The organism is Cellulosimicrobium sp. SJTW-1, assembly GCF_047716875.1.
Taxonomy (GTDB): Bacteria; Actinomycetota; Actinomycetes; order Actinomycetales; family Cellulomonadaceae; genus Cellulosimicrobium; species Cellulosimicrobium funkei.
On record NZ_CP136680.1, the window covers coordinates 134,247 to 149,237 of the forward strand.

Genomic DNA, 14,991 nt, shown 5'->3' on the forward strand with positions numbered 1-14,991 from the left:
GTCGAGCCGCCCGGGCGGCCGGCTAGAGGCCCTGCCAGTCGGGCTTGGACGCGTACGTCTGGCGGTAGTAGTCGCCCAGCTGCAGGCGCGAGGCCGCCGCGTCGTCGACCAGGACCGTGGCGTGCGGGTGCATCTGCATGATCGTCGCCGGCCACATCGCGCTGACCGGGCCCTCCACCAGCTGGTGCACCGCCTCCGCCTTGCCCTTGCCCGTGGCCAGCAGCACCAGGTGCCGCGCCGACATGATCGTGGCCAGACCCTGCGTCAGGCAGTGCCGCGGCACCCGCTCCACGTCGTCACCGAAGAACCGCGCGTTGTCCTCGCGCGTCTGGGCCGTCAACGTCTTGATCCGCGTCCGCGACGCCAGGCTCGACCCCGGCTCGTTGAACGCGATGTGCCCGTCCGTCCCGATCCCCAGGATCTGCAGGTCCACACCCCCCGCCCCCGCGATCGACTCCTCGTACGCCGCGCACGCGGCCACCAGGTCCTGCGCGTTGCCGTCCGGACCCTGCACCGCACCCGGGGCGAAGTCCACCCGCGAGGCGATCTCGGTCTCGATCACGTTGCGGTACCGCTGCGGATGATCGACCGGCAACCCCACGTACTCGTCCAGCATGAACGCCCGCACCCCCGCGAACGACAACCCCTCCTGCACATGACGCCGCACCAGCTCGTCGTACACCTTCAACGGCGACGACCCCGTCGCCAACCCCAGCACCGCCCCCGGCCCCGACCGCACCACCGCCTCCACGGCATCCGCAGCCAGCACCGCCAACCGCTCCGCCGGAGCGATCACGACCTCCATCAGACCCTCGCCTCCTCGGGCACCGTCCGGTGCTCCACCGCGACCACGTCGCCCGTCTCGACCGAGCGGTACGCCGCGTCGATCACGGCGAGCGACGCGCGCGCCTCCTCGATCCCGTAGTCCGGCCGTCCGCCGGCCAGCACCGCCCCGACCACGTGCCGCAGGTACGCCGCCGCGGCGACCTGGCCCGCGTCGGCGGCGATCGTCGTCCGACCGTCCGCGCCGAACCGCGCGACGGCCGGGGCGTCGTCGTCCGCGACGGCGTGGCCGTGCGACCCGAGCAGCCGCACCGACGACGTGGTGGGCGTCCCGCCGGGCGCGAACGGGACGCGCCCGAGGGTGATCGTCGCGGTCACGCCACGCTCCAGCTCGAGCGTGACGACCGCCGTGTCCTCGACCCCGGCCTCGCGGTGCGGCTCCAGGAACAGCGACCCCGCGAACGCGTGCACCTCGACGGTGCGCAGCCCGGTGAGGTGGTGCGCCGCGTCGGCGCAGTAGCCGAGGAAGTTCAGCAGCTCGCCACCCCCGGAGAGCGCGCGGTCCACGACGAGGCCCGGGCGCTCGACCGACGTCGCGAAGTGGGCGCCGGACGCGAGGAACTCGAGGTCCAGGTGGCGCGGCAGGCCCACGTGGCCGGCGTCGACCCACGCGCGCAGGCGGCGCAGCGCGGGCGCGTGCGTGCGGTTCACGACGGCGCACGTCCGCCCCGTGCGGGCGGCGACGGCGACGAGGTGGTCGGCGTCGGCGAGGGTCGTCGCGACGGGCTTGTCGACGAGCACGTCGAGGCCCGCCTCCAGCAGCGCCGCTGCCAGGCGCGCGTGCCGGGTCGGCTCGGCGCACACGACGACGAGGTCGACCGCGCTGCCCAGGGCCTCCGCGACCGCGGCCACGTCGGCGACCTCGGCGTAGGGCACCCCGGCACGCTCGGCGACGGCACGCGAGTCGTCGCGCACCCAGCCGGGCGCGTCCGCCTCCTCGACGACGCCGACGAGCTCGACGCGGTCGTCGGCGCCGAGGATCCGCAGGTAGTCGGCCGCGTGGCGCACGGCCGACGCGAACGCGACGCGCAGGGTCGTGCTCATGCGGCCACCCCCGCGGTCGCGTAGCCGGGGACGTCGGCGACGCGCTCGCGCCGCCCGGAGACGAGCGAGCGCTGCGCGGCGAGCGCGGTCGCGAGCGCGGCCCGCACCTGCGGCGTCGTGACGACGGGCGTCGCGTCGCCGCGCACCACGTCGAGCCAGTGCGCGAGCTGGATCCCCAGCGCGCCCTCGACGGAGACGGGCGGGGCGGTCGTGGCGTCGGAGTGCAGGCCGTCCTCCTCGGTGGTCGAGTGCGCGAGCGTCCCCTCGGTCCCCACGAGCACGACCCGGCGCACGAGCTCGCCGCGGCGGCGCAGCGCGTAGCAGAGCTCGAGCGTCGCGAGCGCGCCCGACGCCGTGCGGAGCTGCACGTGGAACGAGTCGGGCGACTCCATGTCGGGCGAGAACGTGCGGAAGCCGCGCGCGAAGACCTCGACCGGCTCGTCGTCGAGCAGCCACGTCGCGGCGTCAATGATGTGGGTGCCGTTGTGCACGGGGTGCCCGCCCGAGAGCTCCGGGTCGAGCTGCCAGCCGCGCCACCCGGCGGGCCACGCGTGTCCCGTGTACCAGGAGATGTGCGCGAGCCGCGGGGTGCCGATCTCGCCCCGGCGGGCCGCGGCGGCGAGCGCCGTCACGGCGGGCTGGAAGCGCACGGTCTGCCCGACGACGAGCGTCCTGCCCCGGCCCTCGGTCGCCGCGACCATCGCGTCGAGCTCGGGCAGCGACAGCGCCGCCGGCTTCTCGACCTGGACGTGCTTGCCGGCCTCGCCCGCGGCGATCGTGTCGCGCGCGTGCGTGGGCGTCGCGGTGACGACGTCCACGGCGTGCACGGCGTCGTCCGCGAGCGCCTCGTCGAGGGCGGTCGTCGCCCGGGCACCGGGGACGAGCGCCGCGAGCGCGCGGGTGCGCTCCAGGTCGTGCCCGACGACCCAGCGCACGTCCGCGCCGTCGAGCGCCGCGAGGGCCGTGAGGTGCTCGCGCGCGAACGCCCCGATGCCTACGACGGCGATCCCGACGGGGCGGCGGCTCGACGGTCGCCCGGCCGTGGGGAGGTGCTGGGGTCTCACGCGGTCGTCACCCCGAGGGCCCGGTCGATCGGCTGGTAGTGCGAGGCGACGGCGGCCCGGAACGCGTCGACGTCGCCGGCCTCGGCGGCGTCGAGCATCGCGCCGTGCGCGCGGGCGGTCTGGTCGAGGTCGGCGGCGACGGAGAGCCCGAGCTTGGGGATCACGGCGGTGTGCACGTCCCAGAACGCGGCGACGAGCTGCCCGACGAGCGAGTTGTCGAGCCGCGCGAGCAGGCCGGTGTGGAACGCCCGGTCCTGGGTGGGGAACGACTGGCCCTGCGACGCCGCGGCGACCATCTCGTCGACGAGGGCGTGCAGCTCGGGGTTCGAGGTCCCGGTGAGGCTCGCGACGATGCGCTCCGCCATGGCGAGGTCGAGGGACTGGCGCACCTCGACGACGTCGCGCAGCGCCCGCAGGTCGTCGCCGGGGGAGAGGACGCCGCGGAAGACGAGCGCCTCGACGAGCGCGTCGAGCGACATGCTGCCGACGAACGTGCCGTGCCCGTGGCGGACCTCGACGATGTCGAGGGTCGACAGGGTGCGGATCGCCTCGCGCACGCTCGACCGGGAGACGCCGAGGTGCTCGCACAGCTCGGCCTCGGTGGGGAGCGGGTCCCCGGGCCGCAGCCCCTCGCCGAGGATGAAGTCCTTGATCCGGTCGGCGGTGGTGGTCCGCCGCGGTGCGGTCGCACCGGTGCTGCCGGCTCTGGAGGCGTCGAGCGTCGCGAAGCTCCTCCGCCGTGGTGTCGCCATCTTGACCCCTTCGGTTTCTGGTCCTAGTGTCATGCTACACAACGTCAGACATCAGACATCTTCTCTCCGGAAGAGTGTCGGTCTCATGTCAGGAGAACCAATGAAGCTTCACGTCAGCTCACCTCCCCGTCGCCGGGGAGTCGCTGCGGTCGCCGCGGGCGTCGTGCTCGCGCTCGGCCTCGCGGCGTGCTCGGGTGGCGACGCCGCGCAGGACGACCCGACCGAGGGCACCGCCGCCCAGGGCGAGATCGACCAGGACGCCGTGATCGAGGCGGGCATCTCGTACTCCCTCTCCGGTGGGTTCGACCCGATGATCACCACCGGTGCCGTGACAGTAGCCGCGAACTGGCACGTGTTCGAGGGACTCACCGAGCTCGACCCCGCGACGCGCGAGGTCTACGCGGCGCTCGGCACCGACCTCCCGGCGCAGGTCGACGACACCCACTACGAGGTGGACATCCGCGAGGGCGCGGTCTTCCACGACGGCACGCCCGTCACCGTCGACGACGTCGTCTTCAGCTTCGAGCGCGTGCTCGACCCGGCGAGCGAGTCGCTCTACGCCGGCTTCATCGACTTCATCGAGTCCGTCACCCCCGTCGACGACGACACGGTCTCGATCAACCTCAAGTACCCGTTCAGCCTCGTCCCCGAGCGTCTCTCGGTCGTCAAGGTCGTCCCCAAGGCGCTCGTCGAGTCCGACTACGAGGCGTTCAACGCCCTGCCCGTCGGCACCGGCCCGTTCAAGATGACCCAGGCGACGCCCGACGACAAGATCACGTTCGAGCGCTTCGACGACTACAACGGCCGTCGTCCCGCGCTGGCCGCCGGTCTCGTGTGGAACCTGCTGTCCGACCCCGCGGCGCGCGTCACCGCGATGAGCTCCGGCACGGTCAGCGCGATCGAGGACGTCCCCTACATCGACGTCCCGACGCTCGAGGGCGCCGTGGACGTCGAGTCGGTCCAGTCGTTCGGCACGCTCTTCATGATGTTCAACACCGACCTGCCCCCGTTCGACGACGTCCGCGTGCGCCAGGCGTTCTTCTACGCGCTCGACATGGACAAGATCATCGACAACGGGCTCCTCGGCAACGGTGCCGCGGCCACGAGCTTCCTGCCGCAGAGCCACCCGAACTACCACGAGGCGTCGACCGTCTACTCGTACGACCCGGAGAAGGCGAAGTCGCTGCTCGCCGAGGCCGGCGTGAGCGACCTGTCCATCACGCTCCTCACCACCGACACCGGCTGGGTCGCGGACATCGCGCCGCTCATCAAGGAGAACCTCGACGCGATCGGCGTCGACACGACGCTCGACATCGGCCAGTCCGGCGGCCAGTACACCAAGGTCGACAACGGCGACCTGCAGGTCATGGTGGCGCCCGGCGACCCGTCCGTCTTCGGCAACGACCCCGACCTGCTCATGCGCTGGTGGTACGGCGACAACGTGTGGTCGCAGTCGCGCTACCGCTGGAACGACGACCCGAAGTTCGCCGAGCTCCAGGGCATCCTCGACGCCGCCGTCCGCACGTCGGGCGACGAGCAGCAGGAGCTGTGGAACCAGGCGTTCGACCTGATCTCCACCGAGGTGCCGCTCTACCCGCTGCTGCACCGCAAGCTGCCGACCGCGTGGGACGGCGACACGCTCTCCGGCTTCAAGCCGCTGCCCATCACGGGCCTGTCGTTCCTCGACGCCGGCCTCGTCAAGTAGCCGCGGGCGCGTAGCCCTCGGCGCCGACCGACCCCGGGCCCCTCGCCCGCCCCGGCGAGGGGCCCGGTACCCGCCCGGCACCCAGAACGGACAGACCATGCACCGCACCCCCGACGCACCAGGAGGTCGACCATGAGCGCGCTGCTGCGACTCGTCGGACGCCGCCTCCTGCAGCTGCCGATCATGATCCTCGGCATCACGTTCCTCGTGTTCCTCGTGATGTCGTTCTCGCAGGTCGACCCCGCGATCCAGGCCCTCGGCGAGGGTGCCTCGGTCGAGGCGCGCGAGGCGTACCGCGAGGCCAACGGGCTCAACGACCCGCTCCTCGTCCGGTACGTCGCGTTCCTCGGCGGCCTCCTGCACGGGGACCTCGGCACGTTCAGCGCACGCCAGGTGCCCGTGGCCGACGAGGTCGCGCGCGCCCTGCCGATCACCCTGCAGCTCACGCTCATGGGCCTCGTCATCGCCGTCGTGGCCGCGCTCGTCATGGGCATCCTCGCGGCGCTCTACCGCGACCGCTGGCCCGACAAGGCGATCCGCGTCGTGTCCGTCGCGTCCCTCGCGACGCCGTCGTTCTGGCTCGCGGTGCTGCTCATCCAGGTCGTCACGCTGAGCGCCGGGTGGCTGCCCGCGAGCGGGCCCCTGCCCGACCCGTCCGAGGACCTCGGCGGCTACCTCGCGCGCATGACGCTGCCCGCGCTCGCGCTCGCGATCCCCGTCGTCGGCCAGCTCACGCGCGTCGTGCGCACGTCCGTCGTCGAGGAGCTCGACAAGGACTACGTCCGCACCGCGATCGGCGCGGGCATCCCACGCCACGTCGTCGTCGGGCGCAACGTGCTGCGCAACGCGCTCATCACCCCGATCACGGTCCTCGGCCTGCGCGTCGGCTACCTCATCGGCGGCGCCGTCGTCATCGAGATCATCTTCGCGCTGCCCGGCATGGGCACGCTCATCCTCAACGGCGTCACCAACAACGAGCCCAACCTCGTGCAGGGCGTGACCCTCACCGTGGCGCTCGCGTTCGTGCTCATCAACATCGTGGTCGACATGCTCTACGTGCTCGTCAACCCGCGGATCAGGACGGTGTGACGTGCGCCGACAGCTCACCGAACGACTCTCGACCCCCGGGCTGCGCCTGCGCGCGCTGCCCCTCGGGTCCAAGATCTCCCTCGCGTTCGTGCTCCTCGTGGCGCTCGCGGCCGTCTTCGCGCCGCTCGTCGCGAGCCACGACCCGCTCGCCACCGGCACGCCCGTCCAGCCCCCGGGCGCGGAGAACTGGTTCGGCACCGACCGCCAGGGGCGCGACATCTTCTCCCGCGTCGTCTACGGCGCGCGGTACTCGCTCGTCATCGGCCTCGGGGCCACCGCCATCGCGCTCGCCGCGGCCGCCGTGCTCGGCGCCGTCGCCGCGACGGCCCGCAAGAGCGTCTCCGAGACCCTCATGCGCGTGCTCGACATCATCATGTCGTTCCCTGGCATCGCGCTGGCCGCCGTGTTCGTCTCGGTCTTCGGCCGCTCGCTGCCCGTGCTCGTGCTGACGATCGCGTTCCTCTACACGCCGCAGCTCACGCGCGTCGTGCGGGCCAACATCCTCGACCAGTACGGCGAGGACTACGTCGCCGCGACCCGCGTCATGGGCGCCCGCACGGCCTGGATCCTCGCCAAGCACGTCGCCCGCAACTGCGCGGCGCCCGTGCTGGTGTTCACCACCGTGCTCGTGGCCGACGCGATCGTCTTCGAGGCGTCGCTCTCCTTCATCCAGGCGGGCGTGCCCGACCCGGAGCCCTCGTGGGGCAACATCATCGCCGCCGGCCGCGACCTCGTCATGGGCGGCTACTGGTGGGCGACGTTCTTCCCCGGCCTGGCCATCATGCTCACCGTCCTGTGCCTCAACATCCTCTCCGAGGGCATGACGGACGCGATGGTCGCCGCCCCGCGGGCGACGCGCGCCACCCCGGCGAAGGCCCTCGCGACCGACTCCGACGACGCGGCCGTCGCCGCGGAGCTCACCGCGATGGACGCCGACGAGCCGGTCGAGACGGCGGACGAGGCACGCCTCGCCGAGTCCGAGCCGGTCGTGCCGGACGTCGAGCCGCAGGTCGCGCACGTCGGGCGGGCCGTGCCCCTCGCCTCGCGCCTCGCCACGCTGCGCGCGGCAGAGTCGGCCCGCACGGACCGGCCCGTGTACGACGGCGACGCCGAGCCCCTGCTCGAGGTGCGCAACCTGTCCATCCGCTTCCCGCGCCACGGGGACGTCGCGGTCGTCGACGACGTCTCGTTCTCGGTCCGCCCCGGCGAGACCATGGCGCTGGTCGGCGAGTCCGGCTGCGGCAAGTCGATCACGTCGCTCGCCGTCATGGGCCTGCTGGACCCCTCCGCGCAGATCAGCGGCGAGATCCGCTACGGCGGCAAGGACCTGCTCGCGATGGGCAACCGCGAGCGCGCGGCGCTGCGCGGCACCGAGATCGCGATGATCTACCAGGACGCGCTGAGCTCGCTCAACCCGTCGATGCTCGTCCGGGCGCAGATGAAGCAGCTCACGCGCCGCGGCGGGACCCGCACGGCCGAGGAGCTCCTCGAGCTCGTGGGCCTCGACCCGGAGCGCACGCTCAAGAGCTACCCGCACGAGCTCTCCGGCGGGCAGCGCCAGCGCGTGCTCATCGCCATGGCCCTCACGCGCGACCCGAAGCTGGTCATCGCGGACGAGCCGACGACGGCGCTCGACGTCACCGTCCAGGCCCAGGTCGTCGCGCTGCTCGACGAGCTGCGCGTCAAGCTCGGCTTCGCGATGGTGTTCGTCAGCCACGACCTCGCGCTCGTCGCGCAGATCGCGCACCGCATCACGGTCATGTACGCGGGCCAGGTCGTCGAGCAGGCGCCGACGAGCGAGCTGCTCACCGACCCCCGCCACGAGTACACGCAGGGCCTGCTCGGCGCGGTGCTCTCGATCGAGCAGCGCTCCACGCGCCTGCACCAGATCCCCGGCACGGTCCCGTCGCCGCGCGACTTCCCGACGGGCGACCGGTTCGCGCCGCGCTCGTCGCGCCCCGACCGCGGTCTCGACGTGCGGCCCGTGCTGCGCGCCGTGGACGCCGACGGGCAGCACCTCGTCGCGATGCCGCCGGACGAGCCGGTCGGCGCCGTCGCGGGCGGTGGCCCGGCCCCGATCACCACCGGAGGGACGCGATGAGCGCCACCGACCAGACCCCGACCGCCGCGGAGCGGGGGTCCGCGACCGACCGCGACACCCCCGTCGTCGAGCTGCGCGGCGTGCACGTCGTCTTCAAGGCCCGCACGGGCACGCTCTTCCAGGCCAACCGGGTGCACGCCGTGAACGACGTCAGCGTCGCGGTCCGCCGCGGCAGCACGCTCGGGATCGTCGGCGAGTCCGGCTCGGGCAAGTCGACCATGGCGAAGGTGCTCGTCGGGCTGCAGGCGCCGACGTCCGGCGAGATCCGCTTCCGCGGGCAGCCGGTCGACAAGTACACGACGCGCGTGCGGCGCGACGTCGGGCGGGTCGTGTCCGTCGTCTTCCAGGACCCGGCCACCGCGCTCAACGCCCGCATGCGCGTGCGGGACGCGCTGCGCGACCCGCTCGACGTGCACCGCGTCGGCGACGCCGCCTCGCGCGAGGCGCGCGTCCGCGAGCTCGTGCACCTCGTCGGGCTGCCCGAGTCGGCGCTCGACGCGCTGCCCGGCCAGCTCTCCGGCGGGCAGCGGCAGCGCGTCGCGATCGCGCGCGCCCTCGCGCTCTCGCCCGACGTGATCGTCGCCGACGAGCCGACGTCCGCGCTGGACGTGTCCGTGCGGGCCCAGATCCTCAACCTGCTCGCCGACCTCAAGGCCGAGCTCGACCTGGGGATGGTGTTCATCTCGCACGACATCCAGACGGTGCGCCACGTCTCCGACGAGATCGTCGTCATGCAGGGCGGCCGCATCGTCGAGTCCGGCCCCGCCGCGCGCGTGCTCGACGACCCCCAGGACGACTACACCCGCACCCTGCTCGGCGCGGCGCCCGCGCTCCTGTGAGCGCCGCCGCGCCCCGCCCGACGCCGGGCACCACCCCGACCACCACACCGCTGAACCCAGAACCGGAGCTCCTCGTGACCACCCCCTTCCGCGGGATCGTCCCGCCCGTCCTCACCCCGCTCACGACCGAGGGCGAGGTCGACGTCGCGTCCCTCGAGCGTCTCGTGGACCACCTCGTCACCGAGGGCGTGCACGGCCTGTTCGTGCTCGGGTCGACCGGCGAGGTCGCCTACCTCACCGACGCGCAGCGCGACGTCGTCGTGCGGACCGTCGTGCGCGCTGCCGCCGGTCGCGTGCCCGTCATGGGCGGCGCCATCGACCTGACGACGGCGCGCGTCGTCGAGCAGGCGAAGGCGCTCGTGGCGGGCGGGGTGGACGCGGTCGTCGCCACGGCCCCCGTCTACGCGCTCAACGACCTCGACGAGATCGAGCGCCACCTGCGCGCCGTCGCGGCCGCCGTCGACGTGCCGCTGTTCGCGTACGACATCCCCGTGCGCGTGCGGACGAAGCTGCCCGCGGACCTCCTCGTCCGGCTCGGCACCGAGGGCGTCCTCGCGGGTGTCAAGGACTCGTCGGGCGACGACGTCGGGTTCCGCCGTCTCGTCGCCGCCAACGCGGCGGCCGGCTCGCCCCTCGTGCTCTTCACGGGGCACGAGGTCGTGGTCGACGGGATGCTGCTGCTCGGCGCCGACGGCGTCGTGCCCGGCCTCGCGAACGTCGACGCGGGCGGGTACGTGCGCCTGTGGGACCTCGCCCAGGCCGGGAAGTGGGACGATGCCCGGGTGGAGCAGGACCGTATCGCCGCGCTGTTCGAGATCGTGTTCCAGGCACGCGGCCGCTCGGGCGACGCCGCGGGCGTCGGGGCGTTCAAGGTGGCCGCGCAGCGCCAGGGGCTCATCGCGACCGAGACCCTCGCGTTCCCCGTCGAGCCGCTCGCGGACGACGTCGCCGCGCGCGTCGAGGAGATCACGCGCGCCGCGGGGCTCCTGCGTGGCTGACGCCTCCCCGGACGCCGCCGCGCCGACGGTCGTCGTCGGCGTCGACCTCGGCGGCACCAAGACGGCCGCGGCGACCGTCGCGGCCGACGGGACCCTCGGTCCCGTGCTCGCCGTGCCGACCCCGGCCGCCGGCGGCCCTGACGCGGTGCTCGACGACGTCGCCGGGGTCGTGCGCGAGGTCGTCGCCGCGCTGCCGGGCGCGGCGCGCCTGCGCGCGCTCGGGGTCGGCACGGCCGGCGTGGTGGACGTCGGTCGTGGCGTGATCGTCTCCGCGACCGACACCCTGCCCGGCTGGCCCGGGACCGACGTCGCGGGCGGCCTGCGCCGTCGGCTCGCCGACCTTGCGGCGGACGCCGACCTGCCCGTGTTCGTCGAGAACGACGTCGACGCGCACGCCGCCGGCGAGGTGTGGCGCGGCGCCGCCGCGGGTGCGCGCAGCGCGCTCCTCGTCGCCGTCGGGACCGGGGTGGGGGGCGCCGTCGTGCTCGACGGGCGTCCCCTGCGCGGCGCGCACCACGTCGCGGGCGAGCTGGGGCACGTGCCCGTCCCCGGCGCCGAGCTCCTGCGCTGCCCGTGCGGGCGTACCGGCCACCTGGAGGCGATCGGGGCGGGCCCGGCCGTCCACCGCCGCTACCTCGCGCTCGGCGGGGACGCGACCAGCCCCGACACGCGCGACGTCGTCGCCCGGGCCGACGCGGGCGACGAGCTCGCGGCCTCGGTCGTGCGCGACGCCGCCCGGGCCGTGGGCCGCGCCGTCGCCGGGGTCGTCACCGTGCTCGACCCGGAGGTGGTCGTCGTCGGCGGCGGCATGGCCGGCGCGGGCGACCTGTGGTGGTCCGCGCTCGAGGACGCGCTGCGCGCGGAGGTCGTCGACGTGCTCGCCGACCTGCCGCTGCGGCCCGCCGCGCTGGGGAACGTCGCGGCGGTCGTCGGCGCGGCGCGCGGCGCGTGGAACCTGCTCGACGACCGCACGACCGACGGAGGAGCCCGATGAGCGCGGAGCAGCACGACCGGACCCCCTGGACGCGCGAGCGCGTCCTCGACGCGATGCGCGGACGCCTCACGGTGTCGTGCCAGGCCTACCCCGGCGAGCCCCTGCGCGACCCGCGCACGACGGCGCAGATGGCGCGCGCCGTCGTCGCCGGGGGCGCGGCCGCCGTCCGCGTCCAGGGCCTGGACGACGTCGCGGCCGTCGTCGCGGCGGTCGACGTGCCCGTCGTCGGGCTGTGGAAGGACGGCGACGGCGGGGTCTTCATCACCCCGACCCTCCGGCACGCCGTCGCGGTCGCGGACGCGGGCGCGCACGTCGTCGCGCTCGACGGCACGCGCCGGCCCCGCCCCGACGGGCTCACGCTCGCCGAGACCGTCGCGCGCCTGCGCGAGACGACCGACGCGCTCGTCATGGCGGACTGCGGGTCGCTCGACGACGCGCTCGCCGCCCAGGACGCGGGCGTCGACCTGCTCGGCACGACCCTCTCCGGGTACACCGGCGAGCGGCCCCGGACCGACGGCCCCGACCTCGCGCTCGTCGACGAGATGGTCGCCGCCTGCACCCTCCCGGTCGTGGTCGAGGGTCGCGTGCACACCCCCGCCCAGGCCGCCGAGGCGATGGCGCGCGGCGCGTTCGCCGTGTGCGTGGGCACCGCGATCACCCACCCCACGACCCTCACGTCCTGGTTCGTCGACGCGGTGGCGCCGTCTGCCTGACGCGGTGCGGCAACGGGTCACCTCGAGGTGGCCGGGCATGATCTCTGTCGAGGCGCTCGACCCCACGGCCGGTGTGAAGGCCAGGCCAAGCCTGTGTGTGCTGCTGTCCCGAGCGATGCGGCAGGATGTCGCGCGTGACGTCCTCGGGGAGCGAGTTGGAACCAGTCGGATACGCCGAGCTCCTGGCCGATCTGAAGGCGCGAGTCCGCGCGACGCAGTTCCGCGCGGCGCGTGCGGCGAACACCGAGGTGCTGCGTCTGTACTGGTCGGTCGGGCGCGACATCCTCGACCGGCAGCGCCAGGCGGGCTGGGGCAGCAAGGTCGTCACGTCGCTGGCCGCGGACCTGCAGCGCGAGTTTCCGGACCAGCGCGGCTGGTCACGCTCGAACCTGCTCTACATGCGCCGGGCGGCGGAGGCGTGGCCGACGGAGGAGGAGTTCGTCCACCACGTTGGTGGACGATTGCCGTGGCGTCATGTGACGGTCCTGCTCGACCGGCTCGAAACGCGGGAGGAGCGGGACTGGTACGCCGCGAGTGCGGCCGAGTACGGCTGGTCGCGCGCGGTGCTCGAGCATCAGATCAAGGCCGACCTGCGCCGCGCCGTCGGGGCGGCGCCGACGAACTTCACCGAGGCGCTCGAGGCGCCGGACTCTGAGCTGGCGCAGCAGCTGGTCAAGGATCCGTACGTGTTCGAGCACCTGGCGATGGTCGAACGGGTGGCAGAGCGGGACGTCGAGCAGGCGCTGATGGACCGGCTGCAGGACACGATGCTCGAGCTTGGTCGCGGCATGGCGTTCGTCGGGCGCCAGGTGCGTCTGACCGTGCCGGACGACGCGAGCGACCGGGTGGACGAGTTCTACGTCGACCTGCTGTTCTTCCACGTCGAGCAGCTGCGCTACGTGGTGGTCGAGCTCAAGATCGGGCCGTTCGAGCCGGCCCACGTCGGCCAGCTCGGTACGTACGTCGCGATCGTCGACGATCAGTTCCGTCGGCCCGAGATCCACGCCCCGACGATCGGGATCTTGCTGTGCACGGGCAAGACCGGCCCGACGGTGCGGTACGCGCTGGCCGGCACCCGGGTGCCGATCGCCGTCGCGGACTACCAGGGCTTGCCCGAGGAAGCCCGCGGTGTGCTGCCGTCCGCCGCCGAGCTCGAGGCCGTGATCGAGGACGAGCTCGACCACCGGGCCGCGGAATGAGAAACCCTCTCTGGCCAGCAAGAACGCAGCGCCGTTCACTAGCCGTACGTCACACCCCCCGTCCGACCGCCGCAGAGACTCTCCTCGCTCCTCTCACCCGACCAGCCGTAGCAGCTCTCGATCACCACGGCGGGTCGGGCCAGGCTCTCGACGGCATGCCGAGCTACTGGGGACTGGCTCCGGGGACCGGTGCACAGACGATCAACCAGGACGTGTAGTGCTCGACGACGCGCCCTCCGAGGTCCGCGACGGCCGCTGCGACCTCGTCGACCTCGTCCCGACTCCAGTCGCTGAACGTGCTGAAGAGCCCGTGAACCTGCTCGGGGTCGAGCTCGATGCTCCAGCGGTACTCACCGATGTCCTCGACGGCGAACAGCCCGGAGGCAGTCAGCCGTGCCGCGGTCTCCCTGACGGCCTCCGGGTTTCCGGCGCGCGGCGGCCTGCTCCGCCGCGCGACGATCCGCGCGACCCGGTCACGGAAGGCGGTCGGCTCCGCCGCGGGGTCACCGAAGACGTGCCGCCAGACGAGGAACCGCCCGGCTGGCACCAGGGCGCGATGGAGCCGGGGCAGGAGCGCGTCGAGGTCCATCCAGTGGATCGAGGTCGCGGCGACCGCCAGGTCGAACGCCGCTCGGCCGAGCTCGGCGTCCTCGGCCCGTGCGACGACCACCTCCGCCGTCGGGTGACGGGCCGCGAGCACGGCGGCCAGCTGCGTGCCTGGTTCGACGGCGACCACGTCGACCCCCGCTGCGAGCAGCGGCCCGGTCGCCTCACCGGTGCCCGCGCCGAGGTCGACCGCTCGCCGACCCGGCGCGACCAGGCCCGTGCGACGCACCCGCTCCCACAGCTCGGCCGGGTACGGCGGACGGGCGGACGCGTAGGCGTCCGCCAGCGCGTCGAAGTGCATCGGGTTCCCCATCGTCCGACCCTACGACCGCAGGTCCTGGCGCCCGGCGGTCGCGCCTCGCTCGTCGATCCCGCGCTGCGTCAGACGCGCCCGGTGCGCTCGAGCACCCCTCGGAGGTAGGCGGCCTGGCCCGCGTGCTCGAGGGCGTCCACCGCGACGCTCACGAGCCGGACGCCCAGCGTCACGGGCGGGTCCCACGCCTCGTCGACGACCCGGTCGAGGTCGTCGGCGGTGAGGGACGCGAGCACGTCGCGGGACTCGACCTGGACCGCGTGGACGTAGCCGAGCAGCAGGTCGTCGCGCGCGCGGACGCGCGCGACGTCGTCGGCCGACTGCCCGTAGCCGGTCGCGCCGTCGTCGAACGGCAGGTCGAACCGGCGGGCCCACCCGTCGCGCGTCCACACCTGGTCCCGCCCGACGGCGCCCGCGACCTGGGCGTCCTGCCCGCGCGCGAGGTGCCACGCGAGCCACGCGATCGTGTTGGCGCCCGGGTCGACGCGCGCGGTGAGCGCGTCCTCGCCGAGGCCGTCGACCGCGCGCGTCGCGGTCGGCCCGATCCTCCCGAACAGGTCCTCCAGCACGGTGATCGCGTCCACGGTCCTCCCTCTCCTCGGGTGCCCGGCGGTTCGTCGCCTCTGGCAGCGTCTCCGGACCGCGGGCCGCTCGCGACCGGAGCGGCCCCACCCCGAGACGCACCGCGGCAGGCACGGGCGAAGGTCCAGGTCCGGGACGTGCGGACCGTC

The 14,991-nt window shown here is 73.9% G+C and carries 14 protein-coding genes; 8 read left to right on the forward strand and 6 right to left on the reverse strand.

The genetic code is table 11. The annotated features are described in order from the left end of the window. Positions 1-22 precede the first annotated feature (22 nt). The 4 genes from nagB to RSE42_RS00690 are packed head-to-tail and all read right to left on the reverse strand — an operon-like array spanning position 23 to position 3,703. Complete coding sequence (nagB, locus tag RSE42_RS00675) at positions 23-805, reverse strand: glucosamine-6-phosphate deaminase (protein ID WP_144681217.1); 783 nt, start codon at positions 803-805, stop codon at positions 23-25. Then, complete coding sequence (locus tag RSE42_RS00680; protein ID WP_415297630.1) at positions 805-1,887, reverse strand: Gfo/Idh/MocA family protein; 1,083 nt, start codon at positions 1,885-1,887, stop codon at positions 805-807. The genes nagB and RSE42_RS00680 overlap by 1 nt, the downstream gene beginning before the upstream one ends. Further along, a complete protein-coding gene (locus RSE42_RS00685) occupies positions 1,884-2,951 on the reverse strand; it encodes a Gfo/Idh/MocA family protein (protein ID WP_415297631.1) in 1,068 nt (355 codons plus the stop codon). Before RSE42_RS00685 ends, RSE42_RS00680 begins: the two co-directional genes overlap by 4 nt. Then, positions 2,948-3,703, reverse strand: coding sequence for a FadR/GntR family transcriptional regulator (locus tag RSE42_RS00690; protein WP_021481961.1), 756 nt, complete (start codon positions 3,701-3,703; stop codon positions 2,948-2,950). The genes RSE42_RS00685 and RSE42_RS00690 overlap by 4 nt, the downstream gene beginning before the upstream one ends. A 100-nt stretch (positions 3,704-3,803) precedes the next feature. On the opposite strand from RSE42_RS00690, the gene RSE42_RS00695 reads away from it, so the two are divergent. From RSE42_RS00695 to RSE42_RS00730, 8 genes are all read left to right on the forward strand, one after another. Continuing rightward, positions 3,804-5,408: an ABC transporter substrate-binding protein gene (locus RSE42_RS00695; protein ID WP_157446544.1), complete on the forward strand. Its 1,605-nt coding sequence runs from the start codon at positions 3,804-3,806 to the stop codon at positions 5,406-5,408. Positions 5,409-5,540: 132 nt separating this feature from the next. Further along, positions 5,541-6,497 (forward strand): ABC transporter permease, encoded by a 957-nt coding sequence (locus RSE42_RS00700; protein ID WP_021481963.1) that lies wholly within the window; start codon positions 5,541-5,543, stop codon positions 6,495-6,497. A 1-nt stretch (position 6,498) separates the two neighbouring features. Next, complete coding sequence (locus tag RSE42_RS00705) at positions 6,499-8,598, forward strand: oligopeptide/dipeptide ABC transporter ATP-binding protein (protein ID WP_415297632.1); 2,100 nt, start codon at positions 6,499-6,501, stop codon at positions 8,596-8,598. After that, positions 8,595-9,437 carry an ABC transporter ATP-binding protein gene (locus RSE42_RS00710; RefSeq protein WP_415297633.1) on the forward strand — a complete coding sequence of 281 codons (843 nt, stop codon included), beginning with the start codon at positions 8,595-8,597 and terminating at the stop codon, positions 9,435-9,437. Before RSE42_RS00705 ends, RSE42_RS00710 begins: the two co-directional genes overlap by 4 nt. A gap of 74 nt (positions 9,438-9,511) precedes the next feature. Continuing rightward, positions 9,512-10,435: a dihydrodipicolinate synthase family protein gene (locus RSE42_RS00715; protein WP_391513432.1), complete on the forward strand. Its 924-nt coding sequence runs from the start codon at positions 9,512-9,514 to the stop codon at positions 10,433-10,435. Continuing rightward, entirely contained in the window at positions 10,428-11,429 is a 1,002-nt protein-coding gene (locus tag RSE42_RS00720; protein ID WP_415297634.1) for an ROK family protein, read from the forward strand. The genes RSE42_RS00715 and RSE42_RS00720 overlap by 8 nt, the downstream gene beginning before the upstream one ends. Further along, a complete protein-coding gene (locus tag RSE42_RS00725) occupies positions 11,426-12,142 on the forward strand; it encodes an N-acetylmannosamine-6-phosphate 2-epimerase (RefSeq protein WP_076404010.1) in 717 nt (238 codons plus the stop codon). The genes RSE42_RS00720 and RSE42_RS00725 overlap by 4 nt, the downstream gene beginning before the upstream one ends. Before the next feature lie 134 nt (positions 12,143-12,276). Next, positions 12,277-13,341: a YhcG family protein gene (locus tag RSE42_RS00730; RefSeq protein ID WP_409141166.1), complete on the forward strand. Its 1,065-nt coding sequence runs from the start codon at positions 12,277-12,279 to the stop codon at positions 13,339-13,341. Positions 13,342-13,504: 163 nt separating this feature from the next. Here the strand turns inward: RSE42_RS00730 and RSE42_RS00735 are convergent, their stop codons facing one another. Then, on the reverse strand, positions 13,505-14,260 hold the full coding sequence (locus tag RSE42_RS00735) for a class I SAM-dependent methyltransferase (RefSeq protein ID WP_137279988.1): 756 nt from the start codon (positions 14,258-14,260) through the stop codon (positions 13,505-13,507). 68 nt (positions 14,261-14,328) lie between these two features. Continuing rightward, on the reverse strand, positions 14,329-14,844 hold the full coding sequence (locus RSE42_RS00740) for a mycothiol transferase (protein WP_034650952.1): 516 nt from the start codon (positions 14,842-14,844) through the stop codon (positions 14,329-14,331). Positions 14,845-14,991: the final 147 nt, after the last annotated feature.

Coding starts and splice junctions, on each gene's coding strand:
- RSE42_RS00700 (WP_021481963.1), top strand. CDS start 5,541: ATGAGCGCGCTGCTGCGACTCGTCGGACGCCGCCTCCTGCAGCTGCCG.
- RSE42_RS00735 (WP_137279988.1), bottom strand. CDS start 14,260: ATGGGGAACCCGATGCACTTCGACGCGCTGGCGGACGCCTACGCGTCC.
- RSE42_RS00725 (WP_076404010.1), top strand. CDS start 11,426: ATGAGCGCGGAGCAGCACGACCGGACCCCCTGGACGCGCGAGCGCGTC.
- nagB (WP_144681217.1), bottom strand. CDS start 805: ATGGAGGTCGTGATCGCTCCGGCGGAGCGGTTGGCGGTGCTGGCTGCG.
- RSE42_RS00680 (WP_415297630.1), bottom strand. CDS start 1,887: ATGAGCACGACCCTGCGCGTCGCGTTCGCGTCGGCCGTGCGCCACGCG.
- RSE42_RS00695 (WP_157446544.1), top strand. CDS start 3,804: ATGAAGCTTCACGTCAGCTCACCTCCCCGTCGCCGGGGAGTCGCTGCG.
- RSE42_RS00710 (WP_415297633.1), top strand. CDS start 8,595: ATGAGCGCCACCGACCAGACCCCGACCGCCGCGGAGCGGGGGTCCGCG.
- RSE42_RS00690 (WP_021481961.1), bottom strand. CDS start 3,703: ATGGCGACACCACGGCGGAGGAGCTTCGCGACGCTCGACGCCTCCAGA.